The sequence below is a fragment of the Nonomuraea sp. SYSU D8015 genome, from assembly GCF_008065375.1.
In the GTDB taxonomy this organism is placed as follows: domain Bacteria; phylum Actinomycetota; class Actinomycetes; order Streptosporangiales; family Streptosporangiaceae; genus Nonomuraea.
In genome coordinates this window covers 135597-154039 of the sequence record NZ_MU084033.1, presented here as the reverse complement: position 1 = coordinate 154039, position 18443 = coordinate 135597, and the positions used below count along the sequence as shown (strand labels likewise).

Here is an 18443-nt window from a genome sequence, read left to right as displayed (position 1 = left end):
AAGGTGCCGAATGAGCTACAGCAACTCCGAGGACTGCCGGGCCGGCAGCTGCGCAGAGCAGGAGACCGCCCGCTTGGAGCACGAGCTGATGATGCTCGGCCGCACCGTGGACAGCGACCGGGCGGCCGCCGAGAACCGGGCCGCCGCACTGGAGCGCCGCGTCAAGACTTTGGAAGAGCACGTGCACGATCGGGCGGACGGAAGGCACCGCGACGTCGAGGCAGTGAAGGACAGCGTCGAGGTCCTGGAGGAGCGGGTTCGCGAGGTCGCCCGGAAGGCTGCGGAGCACATCGGCAGACTGCAGCTGCAGATCGAGAGCCTGGAGCGGCGCCTGACGGATGCGGAGCTGCCATGACCGCCAACAGCTATCGGTCCGCGATCGTCGACCTGCTGACGGACCCGATGCAACTCGCCCTCGACCTGGACCATGCCGAGGGCTTGGTCGGTCAGATCGAGGACGTGCTCGATGCGGACGGCTGGGACATCAGGAGGAAGGAATCCGACCACGCGCAGTGGCCCGCGCCGAAAGTGATCTTCGCGACGCGGACCGGCATCCGCAACGAGCTGGTGGTTGGGGTGATCGTCGAGCGCTACACCGTGAACGGCCGCGGCTGCGTGTGGGCCGAAATGCCCTGCTGTGACCGGCACGCGAAGCTGCCCATGGAGGTCCACGCGGAGTTTGCAGTCCGGTGCCTTCCGTGCCGAATGGAGTACGCCGCCTGGCTCATCGACGAAAACGACGGCGGCTATCTCGCGGTCTTCAAGGTCCTCGACGACCCAAGCCTCATCTGGTCGCAGCGACGCCGTACGGCGAAGCACCCGAGGTAGCGTCCTGCAAGTGCTCGAACCTGTATAGATCAAGAGAACGCTCCAGACGGGCGCTGAACTGTCTGGAGCCTTACCTTCCCCACGCGAGTTCCTGGCCTGCATTACAGCCAGGATCCCGGCACAGGGGCGGTCGGGCACTTCCCACGCGAAGCGGCCGCGCGAATCATACGTGAATTCAAGGAGTTACCAGCTACCCAAGAACACCATGCGGGTATGAAAATCGCTGGGAAGGGGGACGAGCTCATCCTCGATGAGCGGCAGTATCACGACCTGCCCGGCGACAAGCCCGAAGTCACCACGGCGCATGCCGATGGTTACTACGTCATCGGTGGTGGGCGCCGGCTGTGGACGGAAATGGGCAACCCCAACGCAGCCGTCAATAAAATCCTCATGGCTCACGACTTCCTCCAAAGTCCGGACTACGCCGACCTCTCAGCCCCTGACATAGACTGGCTCGACATTCCGGAAACCACTGTGGAACTGCACGAGTGGCTCACTGGCCGAGGGTAAAGGCATGCTCCCCAAAGCGTGGATGTAGCCGAAACGGGCCCGTCAGGCCAGCCGGGACAAGGTAGGCAACCTGCCCCTGAGGAAGGCAAGACATTCCACACACGAAAGGCAGATTTCGGCATGCCGAAAATCGACAAAAACATCGTGATACTACTGACGTCTGAGACCAGCCCAGCTCTTTTGGAGCATGACACCGGTGCCATCCGCATCTACGCCACGACGGTTGTACAGAACAACGGACTGGTGTCCTGGCACGATGAAGGCGCACTACTCAGTCCCGGGCTGACGGACTCGTACGGGTGGGGAGAGCCTTACTCGCACCTGGACAACCTACGGGCGTCGGCCCTGTCCAATCTGGACGACTCAGAGCACACCATCGGATGGCGTATTGAGTACGCCGAGCACCGCTTCATCCAGCTCGAAGAAGCAGAGGCCATGGTCAAGGCACTTCGCAGAACCACCCGGGAAATGGACAAGCTCTCCAAGCACCTTGGAAGCCCAGCAACATTCGGCGAGTACGTCACACATTTCGGCCTGGCGATCGGCTGCAACCGATTCGCCTGCTGGTCGGACAAACTGCTGCCCAACGGCACCCACTACAGGTGGTACGACGTCGATGGCATGAGGCGTTGGGTCTACAACGCTCACGCCTCCAAGGCGCAGGAGCGCTAAGCCGATCTGATAGCTAATCGCGATAGCTTTAGTGAAGGGCTCGGAATTCCGGGCCCTTCGCCATGGCTGGGCGATTGCCCAGACAACCCGCACAGAGAAAGGAACCTCAATGGTCAGATACCACAAGGGATTCGTGAGCGTTGACAGCGACCACGAGCGTAAATGGTTCCCTGCCGAAATCTTCGACGGGTACGGCACGTACGCAGCCCGCAAAGCGCGGTTCGATCGCGAGACGACCCTACGCATCATCGCTGAGTCGAACCAGACGTGGGCCAACTACGGGTTCAGGGATAGCCTCACGATGAACCCTGACGGCACCGTAACCGTCAGCATAGACGGCACAACGGAAATCGTCGCACCCGACGACGACGGCATGTATCCGCTCAACCCATGGGGCTGGGAGGAGGTCATTCCCGTCACGCTGGTCGCTACATTCGTCATCCCCGGCCACAATACGATCGCCATCGGCAAAGCCGTCAAGAGGGTGCTCGACGAACATCAGGCGAAGCTAATCCAACCCTTCGACTGGGCACCCGACCGCGACGCCATCGCTGACAACATCGAGAGCAAGCCGTTTGGAAGGGTGCACCTGGCCGATCTCAACGACCGTGTTGATAAAGACGGCCAGTACGTCTAATCCGATAGGCACTGAGGACCGATAACGGGCCCTAGATATCTAGGGCCCGTTATTCACGCCCGAGAGCTCTATGTCTGATCTTGCCATAGGGCAACTGGCCGGCCTTGCCGTTCCAGCAGTCCGCTAATGAGTTCACCCAATCCCTGACACCCGCGCAGAAAGGCAATCCATGTCTTGGCGAGACACCACCATCAAGCATGAGGACATCGACGAGCTGTTCCCGGCGAAGGTCGCACCGCATCATCGCTTCAGCGGCAGGGTTCTGCCTCGGTTCGATCTCTACACCGCGCGGCGCGTCGTGGACGCACTCAACACCGCACCCTTCTCCCTCGTGCCGGACGGCGGTTTCCGGCTCACGTGGGAAGGAGCCAACATCCGTCACTACGAACTCAACCTCGCCTGGAGTCAGCCCGACTACAGGGGCAAGATCATCGAACCCGACTCCGATGGCCTCTACACCATCGGCGGCAACTGGTGCTGCTGGGTGGAGGTCACGACCAATGACCAGTGAGCACGCGTCCGTGTTCGAGGAGGCAGCCACCTATCAGGGGTTGCGACCCGGTATGAAGCTACTTCGCCAGGAGGGTATCCCGTTCACCTTGTACGACTCGGGCGGTAACACCATGTCCATCTACGTGCGTTACACGCCCGATTTCCGCGGTCCGGCCCTGATGATCGATCGCAACGAAGCTGCCGACTACGACAGCCCGGACGGCTGGGATGTCCTGCTCGATCCGGGCGACGTCAACCGCGAACGGGAAGACGTAGCAACCGGGCTGACGGGCGCACAGCTCGTGGCCCTCATCCGCGAGCGCATCCCCGCGGTCCTTCTGGAGCGCGTGTGGGAAGCACGCAGGAGGCAGGAGGAGGCGCGCATGTCCGCTCTGGTCAGCCAAGGGCTGGAGCCCATGCGTGCCCGACTGGAGCAGGAAGACAGCGACCGCGAGGCACGGGGGGAAGAGATCCCCTGGGGCATCGGGGACAACGATCCCCATATGATCATTCTCTGGATTCACCTTGCCCACGATGCGCTGCTGGGCATCACCCGTACCGAGATCGCTGAGGTAGACAACTCCAGTCCTGACGGCTGGTGGGTCTGCCACTACAGGAACCATGACGCCTACATGCTCGGCGAGGCGACGAACCTCGATTACAACGCATCGGGTGATCGTGTGGTCGCACTGATCGATGCGCACCTGTACCCCGAGCGAATCAGGGCTCAGATCACGGTCCCCGAACGAGGCAACACCACGCAGGCCGGCGGCATAAGTGAGTGGCAAGACTCCGCCCTCTACGGGCTGATCACCACTCGCGACGTGCCCCCCTGGTTCAGGTCCATTGATCTGTCTCAGTACAGCAGCGACCAGGTGAACGATCTCATCCTGCTCGCCTGCACCTACCCATGGGCTTAAACCTCTCTCGGTAATCGCCCGACGTGGTGGAGGATCTCATCCTCTTCGCCTGCACCTACAGGCTGCGCACCAAACTCACACGGCGCCAATCAGTCCCAGCGCCGAAGACCGCAATACATCCGGTCCAAATCTCTCAGGGCCCCGCCACCGGCGGGGCCCTTTCCCATTTACTTCAAAACCAGCAATAAAGAAATTCCGGTATTAATTCGTCAGGGATTGGCACCCCTTAGCAATTAATTCCGATCCGAAAGGTCTCACTCAGTGAGCCGCATCACCAAGAAACGGGAAGCCGAGGAATCGGCACCCTGGAGTCCGCTCGTCGGCATGCCCGACGGTTCTGCAAACAAGCCGCTCTACGCATACGACCGCTTCGTTCCTGACCTGTGGACCAGCAATTGGACCCCCGCCCAACCCAGCGGATTGACCTTCGTGGATTTCTTCTGCGGAGCGGGCGGATCGTCCATCGGCATGACCGCCGCCGGGTTCGAGCTGCTGCTCGGTATTAATCACTGGTTCCGCGCCATCGAGACACATGGCGCCAATTTCCGGCTGGCCGATCACAAATGCATGGACCTCAACGGCTACGACATGCGCCGGTTGCCGCGCAGCGTGGACGTGCTGTGGGCCTCGGTCATCTGCACCGAGGGCAGCCCTGCCGGTGGTACGCAGAAGGTGCGCGGCAACGACCCGAGCATGGCCGACCGGTTCGACGTCGACGAGGACGACATCGACGACGCTGGCTGGGAACGCACCCGCGTCACCGGATGGGATGTGGTCCGCGCCACCGAATTGTGGCGCTTCAAGGCCATCGTCGTGGAGAACGTGTTCGAGTTCGTCACCGATTGGCCGCTCTTCCCTCTGTGGCTGAGAGCGTTCAAACTACTCGGCTACAAGTACAAAATCGTCAGCGCCAACTCTGCGCACCTCTGCAACGACGACCCGCACTACCGCTCGGCACCGCAGTGGCGTGACCGCATTTATGTCGTCTTCGTCCGCAAGGACTTCAAGATGCCGACATTCGCCCCCCGGCCACTGGCCTACTGCTTCGACTGCGGGACGAACGTGCGCGCCCGTCAAACGTGGAAGAAGACCAAGGTCACCAAGACGTACGGAAACATCGGCAAGTACGGGCCCAGCGGCCAATACGTCTACACCTGTCCCAACACCAGCCGACCCCACACCAACCCCGTCGTCGAGCCTTGGGTCCGCCCAGCCATCAGCGTCATCCGCTGGGAAAACCTGGGCCCCAAGATCGGGGAACGACGCGACCTCGGTCTGCCGGACCTCGCACCCAACACGCTCGCCAAGATCACCCGCGGAATGCAGATGATGCGCGAAGGGCCGACCATCTTCCAGGTCAGCCACGGCGACCACGAGGGCCGCCACTACCTGGCCGCCGAAAACGCCTTCAGCACCAGGACGCAGAAGGGCGGCGACGGACTCACCGCGCTGGACGCGACCTTCCTGGTCCAGGTGGGCGGCAACAAACGCGCCGAGCAGCCCGTGTCGCAGCCCATGCCCACCCGGATGACCCGCGACACCGACGCCATTGCCTGCTGTATCGAGCCCTACGTGGTCGAACTGCACGGCGGCGGCTCCACTACCCGTCCCGCGAGCCACCCCTTCTGCACTCTCGTGGCGGGCGGCAACCACGCCTACCTCGCCACCCCGAGCGACCACCTGCACTGGAACGACGGTCACCGGCTCGTCATCCCCTACCGCAAACGCAGCAAGCCCAAGAACTCCCAGCAGCCCCTACCCACGCTGAGCACCAAGGACTCGGCCGCGCTCGCCACCCCAGCCATCGACATCAACGATGTGCGCTACCGCATGGTCAGCAGCGACGAGAACCTCGAAGCCCAGAACTTCCCCCACATCTACCAAGTCACCGGAGGCTCCACCGAGAGAACGGCCCAGGCAGGCAACGCCGTCTCCACGAACGCCGCCTACTGGATCGGCCAACACTTGAGAGCAACGCTGGAGCGCTGAGACCAACAACCGGGGGCGGGACGGACACCCGCCCCGCCCCCTCCCGTCCGAGGTCGCTGGCAGCGGCATCTGGCCAGAGGCCGACATCGCCACACGCCGAAACGCGCGCCAGCCACCACGCCTCTCCTCACGACCCCACGCGTCAGCCGCCGCACGCACCAGAACGCCGAGCCACACAGGCGCACCCCATAAGGATGCATTTGCTGGTTTGATTCTCACGGCGAGGAGCGCTATCGCCCCGCCGCCCCCTTTCCATTCACCGATCCAGAGCACTGGCGGCATTCACGCACGCGACGTTCTGAGCACCCGTCTGACCTCGCCGCTCCATCACCACCGACCTCACGCCGGAGACGACCATGCCCTTCTACCCCACCGATATCCTTCCCCTGGGGCTTCCGGTAAAAGTGCACTACAACCTGCATAAATGCACCTACTCCGTAACCGCCCGATCAGGCCCAATGGCCCGCCGGGTCATCGCCGATGCAGAAGCTATTATCCTGCGCAACGTCACGTTCCACGTCTCCGCCAAAGGCAGGGCGCGATATCAGCGCTCACGACAGCGCTCCGTGCACGCATGGGTCACCGGCGAAGTCATCTCCGCCTTCACCCTCGTATGGAACGAGAACGAACCCCTCGAACCAGAAGTGTTCGAACTGACGAACCTTCCCGGCATCATCTCCGACCGCTTCGACCTGCGGCACATGGTGCGCGTCACCTATCACCCTTCGCCGACACGTCCCTCCACTTTCACCACCGTTGAGGGCGCTCCCGTTGGCTTCGCGACATGTGCACTCTTCGCCCGGCCGTCACCGGAGTCAGAACACGGATATGTGTGGTTGTGGCCTAGCGGTCCGCACTCCCCGGGACACACCCACTAATCGAATCCGCTCAATGCCGCCGCTGCGGCACGCCACCCATAACAAGAAGGGACCTACAATTCGCATGCGCCATGTTTCGTTCACCAAGGCATCAATCTTGGCGGCACGTCTGCAACGGCGGGACACCCTCTTCCGTCTTTTCGTTTCCACGTGCCCCGCATCCCAGTACGAACCTGACGGTGACCCCGTCATCGCCCGCAGGGACACCGAAGCCCTCGCCAGCGGCGACCGCCACCTCTACCGCCTCACCGTCGAGCGCCTCTGCCCCGACCACGACCGCGCTCAATGCACGCAGTGGGCCCAGGTCGCCGACATGACAGGGTTCGTTGCCGAGCCGGGAAACTCAGGCGACTACACAAGCCCGTACTTCGTTACCGACTCCTACCTGCGCGAACACGCCTGGCTTCTATGGCAACCGACAAGGGCATTCCGCCTGCAGGACAGGACGCTGAGCTTCTACGGCACGCGGCAATGGCGCTATGCGCAAGAGGTAGACCTCAGCGTGCCCGGCGAGCTGGTCACGAATCAGAAGGCGCTGGAGCTGTGGGCCGACGAGCACGCGGACCAGTGGTTCGAGGATCTCATGGACGGCCGCGCCAAGATCGGCGAGCTTGACAACCTCGAAGTCCGCGACGTGACGGAAGACGCTCCCGCGTCGGACTAGAACGCCCGATCACGAGTTCGGAAGGCTCCGGCATCTGCCGAGCCTTCCGGCTCCCTACCCGATCGCCCCACCCCCGCCTGTCACACACCCGCGGGCCGCCGCTTGCCGATGGCGCCGGCCGGGCAGCGGCACGCACCACACCAGAGAGTCGATCACGAGAGGAAGCATGCACATGATCTGGCACCCGATAATGTACGCCGACGACGCCACGGTCAAAGCGCTGGCTGACGGCGTCGCAGCCGAACTGAACGATGGCTGGACGGTCGAGACCTGGCAGCGCGAGGGAAGCCGCACCCACCAGTACCTGATCGTCAAGGGGGACTTGCGGATCCTGATCCACCACAAGACCCACGGCGACTGCGCCCGCAATCAGCTCACGTTCACCGGTCTGAGCCCGCGAGCGGAGCTCGGGACCTACGGCTGCGACAGAGGGTCATACATCCAGACCAAGATGACTCGCCCGCCCCACGCCGTCACATCCCGACTGGTCAAAGAGCTTCTGCCCCGCTACACCCGCGAGACGACTGAGACCCTCCAGTCCGACCAGCGCGCGGCACAGCGCGCGAGCGAAGCGGCCCGCCTGGCTCAGACGTTCGCGGAACGGCTGCCCTCGGCCCGGGTCCGCCCACCGGGACTGTTCCCCGATCACCGCAGCATCGGCTTCGGCCATCCTGACGGGCCGCACGGAGTGTTCGACATCTACAGCGACGATGACGGACTGAGCCTCGGTGTGGAATTCGGCATGGCGAAGGCGTCCGATCCCGAATTCGTCGACGAGCTCCTGACGTTGCTGAGCAAGCACTACAGCTGACCGATCGCCGTGTCTCGGGCCGCCGGTGCGGCCCTAGACACAGCATGTCCTCGTGACCAGATGCCGTCCCCACACCGGCGGTGATCACCATGCCCGAGAAGATGAACGATCGCGACGAAGCGCAGGCCCGGTACGTCGCACAGGTGCGCAAGGTTCTCAGCAACCCAGGCTGGGCTGAAGCGATCGCGCCCTGGCTCACATCACGGTGCAGCGAGTGCGGGCAGGAGCCCGCCCTAGACCCGGATCACGTCGTGATCCCTCCGTACGTGGTCGTTGGGTGCGAGGGCTACCACATGGTCAACCCTGTCGCGCTCGGCCTGCAGGATGCCCGCACCAGCAGTTGGATCGACTGGCGCGAGCCCGCCGAGTAGCGAACAACGAGGCACTGTGAAGGCCCCTGCGTGCCCACCGCACCACAAATCCCGCAGCACCGACCGGCCCACCTCCGGCTCCCGCGCCGCCCACACCGCAGACCCCGGCCGGGTCGGACGCGCCGGAGACCCCGGCCGACAGCGCCACCGACCAGAGCTAACCACCCACCGCGCCTTCCCCGAAAGGATCATCAATGCAGTTCCTCCAGTGCCCGACGTCCCCCGAGTGCGGGCACGACCGTACCCAGTGCCACGCCGCCGCCATCAGCCACGCAATGGCCAACGTCGAGATCCCGGACGATAGCGGCCGGTCCTACACCACCGAAGAGCTACGGATCAGGCTCGGTTTCGTGGTCGCGGCCCCGGCCGAGTCGGACGCGCCGGAGACCCTGGCCGACAGCCCAACCGACCAGAGCTAACCACCCACCGCGCGGGGTAAGCGCCAACGCTTACCCCGCGCCTTCCCCGAAAGGATCAATCAAGTGGGGGCAAGGCGAACCTGCGCGGTGACACCAGTGGCAGGAGACCAGGACGTTCTGCCTGCAGGGCAGGACTCTTGGCTTCTACGGCGCGAGCAAAGGCGCTATGGGACCCTCTCTACGCGCTCCCGAAGCAGCTTCAGTAGTCGAGCATTCCCATGCGCAAACCTTCAAGGTCGGCCTGAATCTATACAGAAAGGGGACCTATGCACTATCACGTGATCCGACATGGCGAGAACGGTGGCGGCAAGCTCGGCGGGCGCATCTTCGAGGACTTCGCCGTGGGGCTGAAGGAGTTCCACGCTCTTGCGCCTGTCCACAAGCGTTACTTGACCGAACGGCACTGCCGAGACATATTCGCTCAGGGGAAGGTCGTACGCTTGCGTCACGGCGACGAGAACGGTCGCAAGCCCATCGCGTACTTCGCGGACTGCCACTGCACGGATGGTTCTTGTGTCTGAGCAACCGTGAGTCCCGCAATTCCATGGTGTCCCGCGCCACAGGCGACCAGCGGCCCGACATGTTTGGCTCTTGCACGCAAAGGCCGCGCGACATAACAACGCCGTGAAGTTGTTCCGGCATAAATCGCCTACACCGAACAGAATTGTGGCGCTGTCAGTACGTCCCCACCGCACCAGCACAGCATGCGGTACAAACCTCCACGAGGCGTTTGCCTGGTACGGATTTTCCGTCACGCGAGGCGTTCTTCTCCCGCGTCTCGTGCAGTACGGGACAACCGCCGACGTCCTTCTCATCACCAAGGAGTGTCATGAACGCATCCAATTCTCAGAGCGAGCCCCAGGACGTCACCACCGCCGCGGCTCGCATCGCCACCGCGTGGCACCGCACCCACGGCGGCTCTACCATCGCCATCCCCGTGGGTGTTGTCGCGGCCCTGGCTCTGCTGAAGCGAGGCCCGGAGCCCGCCGATCTCGTCCGCGATCAGATTGGGGCCCTCGCTACCGTGGAAGCAGACCAGTTGGTCGAGGTGCTGCAAGCGATCTGGGCGAACCTGTGGGTGCACCAGCCGTACATCGTGGAGATTGCCCGGCCGCTGCACACCTGGCTCAACGACGACGAACCGCTCTCTCCTGCCACCTGCCGCGCGGTACACGACGTGATCCGTGTGGCGCTGGAGGCTGGCCTGTTCCGTTACACCTCCACGACCGACGTGCGCCTGCGCTGCCAGGAGGATGTGCTGGGGACCGTGCTGAACGCTTTCCGCACTGACGAGGACCGTGCACGGCTGGGGGAGTACGCGCCCCCCGCCTACCTCACCGATCTACAGGTACGGCTGTTGGGAGCGCCGGAATCCATCGCGCCGGGCCAGCGGATCATCGACACCGCCGCGCACACCGGGGCCACCATGCGAGCTTTTGCTCTCGCCTTGCGCGAGCAGGGTGGGGACCCCGCCGACCACTGTTGGTTCATGTGCGAATCGGACGCGCTGGCAGCCGCCTGCGCCGCCGTCAACGCGCTCATCTGGGATCTGGGCCCGGACGTGCTCATCTTTGTCGGCGACTACCTTCAGGCCGAGGACCCCTATATGCCAGCGGTACGGCACCGCAACGAGGTCTGGATGCACGCGATGCGCGTGCGTGACCTCGGGGCGCTGGCGTCGATATGGCGCCGCGACCGCTGGACGGCCCGGGAGCAGCCATAGTAGCCTCCGCTTCTCCCCACGATGGCGTGCACCCGATGAGGGGGCACGCCATCGCCGCATTCGGAGTCTCTGCCCGAGCACAGCCTAAAAGCAGGCATTTTCCGGTTTGATTCTCCCATGCCGGGACGCGCGCGCCCCTTCCGCGTTCGGTACGCGCAGCATCGACGCCTATGCGAGCGGCGTGGCCCCGCACGCCCACCAGCGGCCGCGCGCCGCCCCGGAACCGATTCACTGCCCTTCAACGGAGATGAGCCTTCATGGCCAGGACTGCAGCATGCTCTCAATCGACACTGAGCCCCGAACCGCCACCTTCCGCCGCCGTCGAGTACCGGCCCATCGGAACCGCCCTGCGGGGGGCCAGGTGAACCCTCACCTCAATCTGAACTTTCAGCTCGATCTATTCGGGCATAACGTCGGCCAGGAGGGCGGAGCGGACGCGCCGACCGTGGCCGATCCCACGCCCACCACGCTGCGGGCCGTACCTGAGATCGGCGCTACGCGGCCGCCGGCGGGGCGAGCGTACCGGCGCACACCCGACCCGCTGCCTCGCCTGGCCGAGAAGATCACCGCAGCGTGGTACGGCAGTCACCACCACGGCGAGGACATCCACATGCCGATCGGAATCGTGGCGGCGCTCACCCTGATACGGCAAACCGACCCTGACGGCCCAGACCTGCAGGCGGAGCTGCTCAACCTGGAAGGCGGGGACCTCCTGCAGGTCATGCGCGACATCTACGGCATGGCGTGGCTGCAGTTCCCCTACCGGATCGAGATCGCGCGCCCGATCCACGAGTGGCTCAGTGAGGCGAAGGCCAAGCGCCAGGCCAAGGCCGTGCAGGCAACCGTGCACGCCGCTGTGCGCGGTGGACTGCTCGCCTACACCGGCGAGGTCGATCCCGAATGGCGCTCGGAAAGCGATGTGCTGGGTCACGTCTTGACCGAATTCCGGTCACCGGCCGCGCGCAAGTCGCGCGGCGAGTACCACACCCCGGCTGCCGTGGCGAACATGATGGCGGCCTTGCTCCAGCCCGAGGCCCTGCCCGCAGGCGCGTGGTTCCACGAGCCCGCGGCAGGCACGGGCGGCATGATGCGCGCCGTCGCGCTCGTCCTGCGCCGCCTGGACCTCAATCCGCACGACTACGGATGGTCCATGGGGGAGTTGTGCCCCGTGGCGGCCGCATGCGCCGCCGTCAACTCCATCACCTGGAGCCTGGGGCCCAACACCCTCATCCATGTCGGCAACACGCTCGCTGTCGGGGACATCGTCACCCCCGCCGCCGACCTTCGCAGGCGCGTCCTGGAGCACCACCGACGCGAGATCGAGCAGGCCGTCCGCGAGGAGAAGTGGCGACGCGCCTTCGCCCTCGTTGGCAAGCTGACTCAACCAGCCGCCTGAGGCGGAAACCCGGTCGCCGTCCGACATCGCCGCCGCTGGCCGCCGGACGGCGACCCCACCATAAACAGGCATTTCCTGGTTTAGTTCTCACAGGGGGAATGTGGCAACTCCCCTCCCTATTCACCGATCCGAAGGGACACATCATCGTGACCGCGATCCGACGGCCGCGCCAGGTGCCGCCTCCCGCGACCGTCTCCCTGCGTCCGCACCTGGACACCGACATCACCATCACCTATCGCGAAGGCGGCCCCGCAGCCGACATCACCCTCATGCTGGGCTCCAGCGGCCTTCCCCTCGCCGGCCTCATCCAGAACCGCAAGTCCTGGCAGATCCGCATCTTCTCGGCGGCCTTCCTGAGTGGGTGCAGCAGCAGGACGTGCCGGGTGCCCGACCACCTGTACAGGCACGAGCCCGACCGATCCCGTATCGCGCCGATCGGCAGGGAGCGCGACATCGAGACGGCCACCCGCCGGGCGGTGGACTGGTTGGTCGAGCACCGAGCGCCCGCGCTCGGCTTCCCTACCCCTCACCCGCAGGTCGATCTCTGTGGTGCGTGCGCCGCCAGCAGTGCGGTCCTGCACACGGACGCCAGTCGCGTGATCAGTGTGCAGGAGCCCAGGAGCGGAGTGATCACCTTCGCCAGCACCTCAGACAGCACTCCAACGCACTTCGACATCACGGGCCCTGGAAGCGTGCCAGACGTTCAGATTCCACTGCTGGCCGCCTACGCCGCTCGCTGCCACGAGACCGGCCAGCATGTCGCCCCCGCGACCTACCGCCAGCATCTCCGCTCGATCCAGAGTTACGCCGCTCCCGTCGAGCGCCCACGGGGAGAGCCAGAGCCCCACTGGGCACCGGGCGAGCGCTGGCATTACGTGATCACTCCCACCGCCGACACCCGCGTCGATGTGGCACAACTGCTGCAACTGGATATTGAAGTCCTCGACCCGGAGTTCGCCTGGCTGCCGTACGAGGAGTTTCCCAGCGTCGAGCAGCTGCTTCGGGCGGGCGCCACGATCCTGCGGCAGCAGGCACAGGACCGGGTGCGCCGACTGCGCCGACACTTCGATCGCCACGCGGGCGTAGTCTCCCGCCAGGTGCGCTACTGCACCGGCCTAGCGACCCACATCGACGCGGTGGCCGACCAGATCGTCGGCACCGACGACACCGACGATGGCCGATCCCTCGACACCATGGCCCAGCGTCACCAGCTCTACGCCGATGTGCTGGCCGAGCTCCGGCTCATAGGCATGCCGGATGTAGGGATCGACCGCACACCTGACGGCGAGCTCTGCCTCAGCTTCGCCCTCGATGAGTCACGGACCCTCAGAGCCTGCGCCATCACGGGCAGCCTGCCCGCGCGCCGAGAACACCTGACCGGCTGGCGCGTCGAGCACCACCGGCCGGAGGGTGCGCCCGCACAGCTCGTCTACCACGCACCGGACCCCGATCACCGGCCCATGGTCCGCGCGATGGCCGCCGCCTTCGAGCGGCTGAGCACGGAGTTGACCGAGGCGCGGCAACGGCGGGCCAACGGCCAGACCCGCCCGTGCCCGACATGCTCTGCCAAGGTGATCGACAGTCGGCTTCGCGACGAACCGTGCCAGCACTGCGTTGCGGCCGGACTACCGGACACAGCCCCCGGCACCGCTCGCTGACCAGCGCACCTCCGTAGCAGCCGCCCCCACCGGGGCGGCTGCTCCCTGTCCGGATCTTCCGCCGCGCAGCGCATGCGCCGCCACGACGAACCTCACCATTGCATCCGTCCTGGGAGGACACCATGAGCAGCGCTTCTCCTGAGCAGCCGCCCACGGCTGAGACACCGACGAACCGCCACGCCGACCTCGGTAGCTACCTCACGACCACCTACGCCCTGCACAGGGGCTCGCGCCACTGGCTCAGCAGCGCCCTGGGCCGCTTCCCCGACGTCACCCAGCGCGAGGATCGCGCCTACGTGGCCGAGCACATCCTGCATGACACGCTGGCCATGCTCGCCCAGGACGGCATGGACGTCCCGACGATCCTGGCCGATCAGCTGGCCGCCTGGCACCAGGAGGAGGACACAACCCCCGTCCTGTACGAAGTCGCCCCCGCCGACCTGCACCGCGCATGCCTGGCCTTGGTGACGATGTGGGATACCTATCGCGACCCCGTCGGCATTCTCACTCCCGACGACCAGACCACCATCAAGCAGATATGGGGCGTGTTCGCCGAGAGCGGCGAGTACGACCCCCTGCCCGCCACAAGCGCAGCGGACGACGAACCCACCGATCCACGCTGCCCACGATGCGGCGAGCAGTGCGCGGTCATCACCCGGGGAGACTCCGGCGGCACCGAGATCTCCGCCTGCTGTGAGGGTCCCATCGAGCTCACCAGCGCCCAGGAGGACGGCACCTTGGCCGTCAACCTGCACGCCGTGCGCGCTGGCCTGCTCGACCTTCCGGAGGATGGCCGGGCGGCCCACCTGATCGGCGACGCCCTCACCACCTTCACCGGTGACCGCTGGGAGTCGATCCTGCACAGGGCTGTGGAGCGTGCGGAGCGATTGACCTACGACAGCCGCAACGCCGAGGTGACCGTGGAAGGGCTTCCCCACCAAGGCTGAACCAACCTCGGGACGGGCCGCGACGAACGTCGCGGCCCGTCTTTCACGCGCGGAGACGGCACACCCCATAAAGAGGCGTTTCATGGTTTAGTTCTCACGTCCGGATGGCACCGGATTCCCCTGTCAGATCCGATCCGAGGAGAGCCCACATGACCAACATCGTTCACACACTGCAGACCGGAACCTGGGCGTACCTGCGCCGGAACCCTGAGACCGAGACCACAACGTGCGCGTGCGTCCCGATCCTGAACGCCCATCTGCACCCACACCCCGACGGCGGGTGGACGCTGCCCCGCAGCATCCACAAGCCCGCCGATCGGGACGTCATCCACCTCCTGGCCGCTGACCTGCTGGACAGGGAATGCAGGGACTGCCCCTCTCCCAACATCTCCATCGCCCCCTGGATCACCCCACAGGAGGAAACCCTCCTCAGCCAGCCTCTTCAGCCCAGCGCCGGAAGCTACTTCCGACCCGGTGAACTCAAGCCGCTGGATCTGGTGCGAGACGGCCGCCGATGGGTCCGCATCGCGAGCGCCAACAAGCGCACCTACACGGTCAACTGGGGCGACCACTGCCGCGCTCTCTACAAGATGAAACCGATGGAGATCCAAGAAGCGGCACGTCCGCGAAGGAACCTCCTCACCAACCAGACCGGCAAGCTGGCTCTTCCACGTGGCCACTGACCTGCACCCGCTGCACTGTGGGCCCCTCCCTGCTGACGAGGGGCCCACGCGGCAACACCCACCTACCAAGAAAGGCACGAAATCCAAGGTGAACAGCTACACCATCGACCAGGCACAGCCCGTGCTCGCCCAGGCCACCCAGGAAGTACGGGCAGCGATCCAGGCCGCTCACCCACAGCCGGACTGCCTGCCTCTGCCCGACCTGCACGTCCCCGCCAGCCGCCAGGACCTCGCGGACCTCATCCACGCGCTGCAGGACAACCTCTGGGCCCCAGAGTCCACCTGGAACAGCCTGTGGGCCGAGGCGGCGCACAACTGCGCCCACCTCCGCGAGAGCAACATCCTCGCGATCCATTTCCTGCTGTGGAAGTGGTCGCAACTCCTGGAGGACCTCCTCGAACAGCTGTCACCACGGCGTCGGGGCTGGTGGCACACCGATTGGTCCACCGTCATTCACCCCCGCCAGTTCTGGGGAAGCTACGCAGGCGCGCTGGACAATGTCCTCACCATCCCACCCTTCACTCCGGCCGATCTGTCCGCCACGCCGGCGGACGCCGTGATGGCGGCGATCACCGTCATCTTCCCCAACCGGCACGACCAGCTGCCCGAGCTGCAGGAGCCAGGCTGGAACGGCCACGAGCGGGCGATCACATGGCAGCACGGCCCCCAGAACTGGGCGCACATCTTCGCCGCCCACCCGCACCTCGACATGCTCCTGCCCGGCATGTCGGTCACGCCCGTCGCCCCCGACGCACTGACCTACGCCGAGCACGAGAAGCGACAGTGGACCGTGGACGAGCTCAGGACGGAAGCCAGACGCTACTACGACCTCGCGACCCAGATCGGCTGGGACGCCAACGGCATGGACGGCCGCCACCGCACTCCGGAGGGCACGGAGCGCATCTTCGCGGTAGCGATCATGCGGCGGCCGGACACGACCATCTTCGCGCACTTCTACTGCGATGGAACGCGCGAGGCCCACCTGAACTTCCAAAACAGGGCGATACCCATCGCCTGGCAGCAGGTTTACGCCCATCTGTACGCCGACATCCCGCCCGTGGCCATGCTGGAAATGGCCAAGATCGCCAGCGGCCAGGAGTGACGGACGAAGGCAGCCCCTCAATCGCGTAGGCACGTCGTCGCCCTTCACCAGGCCAGCGGTGGAGGGCGACCAACCAAAAGCAGGCATTTGCTGGTAAAAATTTCACAGGCGTTGGAGCGCAAACGCCGACATTCCACCAATCCAAGAAAGGCGACATCACCATGCCTGCGGTCATTCCCTTGCTTGGCCAGTTGATGGCCCTCCAGGACCAGCGCGAACTCACTGACGCCCAGGTCTCACGCGCGATGGGAATCCACCCCTCCACGTTGACCAACATCAAGCGCGCCTGGAACGAGGGCAAAGGCTCACACATTCTCACCATTACCGCCTACGCCAAGGTGATCGGCTGGCCCCTCACCCCCGTCGAAGATCCTAACTACGCACCGCCGCCCGCCGTAGTCACCACAGAGGACCGAATCAAAGAAGCTGCCCGTCTCCGCAACGAGGGGCTGTCGCCCCTAGAAATCAGCAAGCGCATGCACCGTGATCGGGACACCATCTACCAGTACCTCAAGGCGGCGAAGGCTCGGAATCTCATTGCCCCATAAAGAGGCGTTTCATGGTTTAGTTCTCACAATGGCAATGCGGGCTGGCACCCCGCACAACCGATCCGAAGGAGAACCCAATGGCTTCCCCCAACCGACGGCTGTACGCCCTCTCAAGCGAGCCCGATCGGCAACTGCTTGAGGCGCGCTACCAGCGGACCCTCAACACCCTGCAGATGGTCGATCCGATGATCATGCTGGACACCCTCGCTTACAGCGCCGCCCAGTACGAACTCCTATGGGAGGAGTTCACCACCGACTACAAGGCCGCTCCGTGGTGGCGGCGACGCCGGATGCGCCGGACCGGTGACGATCTCAAGGTTCGCAGGAAGCTCACCGCGAACCTCGTGATCTGGGCGGTTGTGGCGACCAGGTCGGACGAGGAAGAGGTCCTCCACCGCAGGGCGCGCACGTTGATCGAGACCTTTACCCAGATCCTTCGATACCGGCGCAGCGCCGAGTAGCTCCGACAGCTCCCAGCGGCGGCCCTGGCAGGGCCGCCGCCCTCATTCCCCGGGAGTCGATGTGCTAGCCCCGATGTACGACCTACGAGCCCCCCTCTACCTCACCCCGCCCAGCAGCGAGGCCATCAAGCTGCAGATGGGCGACGGCAACCTCGGGTTCATCACCACCCCCCGCCAAGGCAACGTCCTCCCGCCGGGCGTCTGGTGGGCCGCCGACAACGGCTGTTTCGGAGATCGCTACATCGGGGACGACGCCTACCTCGACTACCTGGCCGGCTTGTCCCACCTGGCCGACCGCTGCCTGTTCGCGGTAGCACCGGACGTGGTAGCCGACTACGAGGCGACGGTCCAACGCGCCTATGACATGCTGCCCCGCATCCGCGCCCTCGGATACCCCGTCGCCTTCGTCGCCCAGGACGGATTCGAGAACTGCGCATGGGACCTGTGGGACTCCATCGATTGCCTGTTCATCGGCGGCAGCGACGACTGGAAACTGTCGTCGGAAGCCGCCTCCCTGGCGCGACTGGCCCGCTCGCTCTGGAAGTGGGTGCATGTCGGTCGCGTCAACAGCTTCAAACGCTACCGATGGGCCGCCCTGGTAGCTGAGGCCCACAGCGTGGACGGCACCCACCTGACCAACGGCCCCGATGAGCTTCTGCCCGATGTCCTGGACTGGCGACAGCAACTGATCGCACAGCCTGATCTCGACCTCTTCGCCTGATCTTCCCTAACGA

Annotated in this window: 23 protein-coding genes; all 23 read left to right on the top strand. The window is 65.0% G+C overall.

Annotation, left to right across the window (positions count from 1 at the left end):
• Positions 1-10 precede the first annotated feature (10 nt).
• The 23 genes from ID574_RS01585 to ID574_RS01475 all read left to right on the top strand — a co-directional run bounded on the left by ID574_RS01585 (position 11) and on the right by ID574_RS01475 (position 18430).
• On the top strand, positions 11-355 hold the full coding sequence (locus ID574_RS01585) for a hypothetical protein (protein WP_188186950.1): 345 nt from the start codon (positions 11-13) through the stop codon (positions 353-355).
• The gene (locus tag ID574_RS01580; protein WP_188186949.1) at positions 352-828 is read left to right on the top strand and encodes a hypothetical protein; all 477 of its coding nucleotides are present in this window, start codon (positions 352-354) and stop codon (positions 826-828) included. Before ID574_RS01585 ends, ID574_RS01580 begins: the two co-directional genes overlap by 4 nt.
• Before the next feature lie 213 nt (positions 829-1041).
• Positions 1042-1338: a hypothetical protein gene (locus ID574_RS01575; RefSeq protein ID WP_188186948.1), complete on the top strand. Its 297-nt coding sequence runs from the start codon at positions 1042-1044 to the stop codon at positions 1336-1338.
• A gap of 120 nt (positions 1339-1458) precedes the next feature.
• Positions 1459-2010, top strand: a complete 552-nt coding sequence (locus ID574_RS01570) for a hypothetical protein (RefSeq protein ID WP_188186947.1) — start codon at positions 1459-1461, stop codon at positions 2008-2010.
• 109 nt (positions 2011-2119) lie between these two features.
• Positions 2120-2647 (top strand): hypothetical protein, encoded by a 528-nt coding sequence (locus tag ID574_RS01565; protein ID WP_188186946.1) that lies wholly within the window; start codon positions 2120-2122, stop codon positions 2645-2647.
• Positions 2648-2816: 169 nt separating this feature from the next.
• The gene (locus ID574_RS01560; protein WP_188186945.1) at positions 2817-3158 is read left to right on the top strand and encodes a hypothetical protein; all 342 of its coding nucleotides are present in this window, start codon (positions 2817-2819) and stop codon (positions 3156-3158) included.
• Entirely contained in the window at positions 3148-4059 is a 912-nt protein-coding gene (locus tag ID574_RS01555; RefSeq protein ID WP_188186944.1) for a hypothetical protein, read from the top strand. Before ID574_RS01560 ends, ID574_RS01555 begins: the two co-directional genes overlap by 11 nt.
• 261 nt (positions 4060-4320) lie before the next feature.
• On the top strand, positions 4321-6048 hold the full coding sequence (locus ID574_RS01550; RefSeq protein WP_188186943.1) for a DNA cytosine methyltransferase: 1728 nt from the start codon (positions 4321-4323) through the stop codon (positions 6046-6048).
• A gap of 356 nt (positions 6049-6404) precedes the next feature.
• Positions 6405-6926 carry a hypothetical protein gene (locus ID574_RS01545; protein WP_188186942.1) on the top strand — a complete coding sequence of 174 codons (522 nt, stop codon included), beginning with the start codon at positions 6405-6407 and terminating at the stop codon, positions 6924-6926.
• A 64-nt stretch (positions 6927-6990) separates the two neighbouring features.
• Positions 6991-7590 carry a hypothetical protein gene (locus tag ID574_RS01540; protein WP_188186941.1) on the top strand — a complete coding sequence of 200 codons (600 nt, stop codon included), beginning with the start codon at positions 6991-6993 and terminating at the stop codon, positions 7588-7590.
• Positions 7591-7762: 172 nt separating this feature from the next.
• Positions 7763-8401 (top strand): hypothetical protein, encoded by a 639-nt coding sequence (locus ID574_RS01535; protein WP_188186940.1) that lies wholly within the window; start codon positions 7763-7765, stop codon positions 8399-8401.
• Positions 8402-8490: 89 nt separating this feature from the next.
• Complete coding sequence (locus tag ID574_RS01530; RefSeq protein WP_188186939.1) at positions 8491-8772, top strand: hypothetical protein; 282 nt, start codon at positions 8491-8493, stop codon at positions 8770-8772.
• A 194-nt stretch (positions 8773-8966) separates the two neighbouring features.
• Positions 8967-9191: a hypothetical protein gene (locus ID574_RS01525; protein ID WP_188186938.1), complete on the top strand. Its 225-nt coding sequence runs from the start codon at positions 8967-8969 to the stop codon at positions 9189-9191.
• Between the two features lie 266 nt (positions 9192-9457).
• Positions 9458-9712 (top strand): hypothetical protein, encoded by a 255-nt coding sequence (locus tag ID574_RS01520; protein WP_188186937.1) that lies wholly within the window; start codon positions 9458-9460, stop codon positions 9710-9712.
• A gap of 308 nt (positions 9713-10020) precedes the next feature.
• Positions 10021-10914 carry a hypothetical protein gene (locus tag ID574_RS01515; protein ID WP_188186936.1) on the top strand — a complete coding sequence of 298 codons (894 nt, stop codon included), beginning with the start codon at positions 10021-10023 and terminating at the stop codon, positions 10912-10914.
• Between the two features lie 181 nt (positions 10915-11095).
• The gene (locus ID574_RS01510) at positions 11096-12310 is read left to right on the top strand and encodes an N-6 DNA methylase (RefSeq protein ID WP_188186935.1); all 1215 of its coding nucleotides are present in this window, start codon (positions 11096-11098) and stop codon (positions 12308-12310) included.
• A 146-nt stretch (positions 12311-12456) separates the two neighbouring features.
• Positions 12457-13968, top strand: a complete 1512-nt coding sequence (locus ID574_RS01505) for a hypothetical protein (protein ID WP_188186934.1) — start codon at positions 12457-12459, stop codon at positions 13966-13968.
• 122 nt (positions 13969-14090) lie between these two features.
• On the top strand, positions 14091-14915 hold the full coding sequence (locus ID574_RS01500; RefSeq protein WP_188186933.1) for a hypothetical protein: 825 nt from the start codon (positions 14091-14093) through the stop codon (positions 14913-14915).
• A gap of 149 nt (positions 14916-15064) precedes the next feature.
• On the top strand, positions 15065-15598 hold the full coding sequence (locus ID574_RS01495; protein WP_188186932.1) for a hypothetical protein: 534 nt from the start codon (positions 15065-15067) through the stop codon (positions 15596-15598).
• 88 nt (positions 15599-15686) lie between these two features.
• On the top strand, positions 15687-16700 hold the full coding sequence (locus ID574_RS01490; protein WP_188186931.1) for a hypothetical protein: 1014 nt from the start codon (positions 15687-15689) through the stop codon (positions 16698-16700).
• 161 nt (positions 16701-16861) lie between these two features.
• Positions 16862-17248 carry a helix-turn-helix domain-containing protein gene (locus ID574_RS01485; protein WP_188186930.1) on the top strand — a complete coding sequence of 129 codons (387 nt, stop codon included), beginning with the start codon at positions 16862-16864 and terminating at the stop codon, positions 17246-17248.
• 77 nt (positions 17249-17325) lie between these two features.
• On the top strand, positions 17326-17709 hold the full coding sequence (locus ID574_RS01480; RefSeq protein WP_188186929.1) for a hypothetical protein: 384 nt from the start codon (positions 17326-17328) through the stop codon (positions 17707-17709).
• 73 nt (positions 17710-17782) lie between these two features.
• The gene (locus ID574_RS01475; RefSeq protein ID WP_223166268.1) at positions 17783-18430 is read left to right on the top strand and encodes a hypothetical protein; all 648 of its coding nucleotides are present in this window, start codon (positions 17783-17785) and stop codon (positions 18428-18430) included.
• The last annotated feature ends 13 nt before the right edge of the window (positions 18431-18443 follow it).